This is a genomic window from Geobacillus jurassicus NBRC 107829, assembly GCF_001544315.1.
Taxonomy (GTDB): domain Bacteria; phylum Bacillota; class Bacilli; order Bacillales; family Anoxybacillaceae; genus Geobacillus; species Geobacillus jurassicus.
Genome location: NZ_BCQG01000107.1, coordinates 1 through 2,161, shown reverse-complemented (window position 1 = coordinate 2,161; position 2,161 = coordinate 1). Strand labels below are relative to the sequence as shown.

Genomic DNA, 2,161 nt, shown 5'->3' with positions numbered 1-2,161 from the left:
CTTATGAAACAACCATAACTTAAGAATGCTTCCTGATTTGGTTAGTTCGATATCTTTCTTTAATCTTTCGGATTGGTATTCTAATGTAAAGAAATCCTCTGGTCTTTCTGCTTCCCATTCCTTCAAGAAATCTTTATTCCTTTGGTAATAATTTAATACTGTCAAAGCAAATGTTTCATCTAATTCCCTTAATATTAAACGGTTCGTTTCATACAACCTCATCAAAATTTCTCCCCCTTGAATCACTTCAGTAATTATACCATTATTTCCATTTTTTTATATTTTTCCTTAAACTAAACTGCCCCCGTTAGCCAACCATGCATCGCTTCGCGGCACCACAGATTAAGGCAAAAATTCTGTTCTTCTATGAGAAGTTTAATAAGAATTTTCAATATGAAAAACTTTAACCTTATACCAAATATCTTTCCAGTTCTTTTTCGTTATCCGTTCTTCGTAAATCTGTGATAGTTCTTTTGATTCTTTAAAATAGGGTGTCGGTTTTACTTCCAAGTTAATCACATCATCTACTCCCCAAGGAGCAACCAAGATGATGTCATCCCTTTCATCTAATTTTACACCTAAAGATGTTGCTGTTTCTGGAAACTTTGATATAGCATCTACGGAAGATGAATACGGAGGAAGGTTATTGACAACGTGCATTCTTGCCTCATTTTTCACTGACCAAGGAATGTTAGGAAGGATATTTCTTAACCTCATTTCTAACTTCTTTTCTTCTAATTCATCCATATTGGTATCATCAAAATAGATAACATCAATATCTGGAATAGGAGTTCTTTCTTTAAAACCATGTAACGTATCCCATATTTTCGAACGAACAAATCCAGCACAGACCCACCAATCAGGTAAATTCAACGACTTTACGGCCCTTAATATATCCATCATCCACTCGTCTTCTTTAATCAGTTGAATGATATCTTTATCATTTTTGATAATCATCAGTTAATTTCCTCCAATCGAACGTATATCCCTACTATTACATAAAACCCAAAATATAGAAAAGTTTTTCCACTAAACTACCTTTTACTTCAACAAAAAAGCATTACTTCCTGCTTCTTGAAGTAATGCTTCCGTTAGTTTAATTATTTAAATAACCTCAGGACAGTGTTTTATAAATTTTTTACGTCATCTATTATATACGATTTGAGTTATATCTCCGTAAGGATTATTTGTAATAAATTTTCTTACACAAAGAAGTTTATAATCTTAATTCACTAAGCGTCTCTTAAATAGCCTCTTGAAGTGGCTCGAGAGACTCTGCTAAATCATTGATGTAGTCAACAATTCAAAGCATGTTTGGAAGATTGTTTTTTTGCTTTCTTTTCCCTGTACATATTCTTATCCGCTTGAGCAAACAACTCATTCATATTTCCGATGGAAGTGCTGCTGAAAGCAATTCCTGCCGACATCTTGATTTTTATGTTTGTGCTCTGTTCATTATATTTATGTATTTCTCTTGAAATATCTGCTAATAATTTTTCTATATAGGTTGTAATAAAGAATTTCCGATCTCCATGTCCCGTCTTTATCACTTGACAAGCTGGCACGGTGACAAGAAGAGTGAACAATGCCATGTAAAACAAAATTGCAACTTATATATATAGATGCAATTTGAAGTTTTAACATTTGTAGCTTTTGCCGAGAATTGGATCCCGACTGTCGGGGGACCGAACAATGCCACTTTCAGACCCATGTATGGGCTGTGAAGCGGGTGGTTGTTTGGTCCTTCCGTCAGCTGAAAAATGGACAAGCGACTTTTCCATCAAGGATATGTTAAACTTTTTCGTTGCATCTATATACTTCTTCCTTATTCGTATCAGCTACAAGTATTGCAAACTCATCTCCGCCTATTCTTGCCACAATTGTCTTTTCCGAAGAAAACTTATTTAAAACCTTAGCTGCCTCTTTTATTAAAGCGTCTCCTTCTTTGTGTCCAAAGTTATCATTCATATATTTTATATACATGCTCATTAAAAAGTTAACCTTCGTATAACCGGTGCACACTCCGGTTATCCTGTTCCTAAGGAAACCTATGGAAAAGGAGCGGGATCATTCATGAAACGTCTCAACATCACCCATGATCACGGATGGACGCCACGGACGCTTCGCAAACAGGAACGGAAAATCAAAAACGCGCTTCTTC

Annotated in this window: 3 protein-coding genes and 1 pseudogene; all 4 read right to left on the bottom strand. The window is 35.2% G+C overall.

Features of this window, described 5'->3' with window-relative positions:
* Nucleotides 1–222 (bottom strand): annotated as a pseudogene (locus tag GJ1_RS17300) (GNAT family N-acetyltransferase); the annotation flags it as partial.
* Between the two features lie 153 nt (nucleotides 223–375).
* Entirely contained in the window at nucleotides 376–957 is a 582-nt protein-coding gene (locus tag GJ1_RS17295) for a nucleotidyltransferase family protein (RefSeq protein WP_066235101.1), read from the bottom strand.
* 338 nt (nucleotides 958–1,295) lie between these two features.
* Complete coding sequence (locus GJ1_RS18180; protein ID WP_245629458.1) at nucleotides 1,296–1,592, bottom strand: diguanylate cyclase domain-containing protein; 297 nt, start codon at nucleotides 1,590–1,592, stop codon at nucleotides 1,296–1,298.
* Between the two features lie 199 nt (nucleotides 1,593–1,791).
* The gene (locus GJ1_RS17290; protein ID WP_066235098.1) at nucleotides 1,792–1,989 is read right to left on the bottom strand and encodes a diguanylate cyclase domain-containing protein; all 198 of its coding nucleotides are present in this window, start codon (nucleotides 1,987–1,989) and stop codon (nucleotides 1,792–1,794) included.
* Between the last annotated feature and the right edge of the window lie 172 nt (nucleotides 1,990–2,161).